Here is an 885-nt window from a genome sequence, read left to right as displayed (position 1 = left end):
CTCCGATGTGATTGAGAGCCATTCGTAACATTACTTCTTCAGTATCGCCTAAAGGTAGAAACAGTGGAAGTTCTTGATATTCAGCTACTTTTACGTCAGGTAAAAAACCATTGCCATAGTCAGATGAGTTGTCTGCATTCATAAGTTTAACAACTATGGGCTGCATACCCCACGTATTGTTTTTTTGCTTTTGGGGGTCTTTCTCATAAAGCGTGACTGAGCCTACATTTTTGCCGACGGTAGTCGTTCCAATGAGAACGACATTCATATAGGGTTGTAATCCGTTGATTACCAATTCGCTTGCCGATGCCGTTCTATTGGAAGTGAGGACATAGATGCGATTAAGCCCTGTCAGTTTATTAATGGCGAAACGTTCCAAAACAGTCCCTTTCATATCGGTTGGACGTTGGAAATAATCATCGCCGGCAACCAGCCCGAAATCACGCCTAAAACAACGATACTTCCCAGCGAAATCATAATTCCGGAAGGAGTGATTGCATCGGCAATATATAATTTTGTTTCAAGAAGTGTATTCGCATAAGGCACACAAGGCACCACCAGCAACAACGCCAGCAGAAAAGCAATCAAACATAAAAGCGTTGATTCCAATATCAGACGGGCAAACACTTCCCGTTGTGAAGAGCCTAACAACCGGCGAGCAGCCATTTCTTTGGCTCTGAATCCGGCTTGCGCCACTGTCAGGTTGATGTAATTGATAACAGCAAACATCAGTATCAACAGTCCGACCGACATCAGTATCATCACAAATTTCCAGTCGCCATGCTGTAACTGACTCCCTCTTATGTCTGAAAAATAAATTTCTTTCAGTGGGGTAAACGTTACAGCAGAGTGTATCTCTACATAATATATCCAATAGATTTCCTT

The 885-nt window shown here is 42.6% G+C and carries 2 protein-coding genes; both read right to left on the bottom strand.

Annotated features, from left to right (window positions below):
* Positions 1-394, bottom strand: a 394-nt coding sequence (locus tag ASC50_RS01700) for a S41 family peptidase (RefSeq protein ID WP_262482185.1), incomplete at its 3' end; no start/stop codon positions are given.
* On the bottom strand, positions 391-885 hold a 495-nt coding region (locus ASC50_RS01695; protein WP_158648271.1), incomplete at its 5' end, for an ABC transporter permease. The genes ASC50_RS01695 and ASC50_RS01700, both read right to left, overlap by 4 nt.

Source organism: Candidatus Symbiothrix dinenymphae (assembly GCF_001431085.1).
This window is presented reverse-complemented; position numbering and strand designations above follow the sequence as displayed.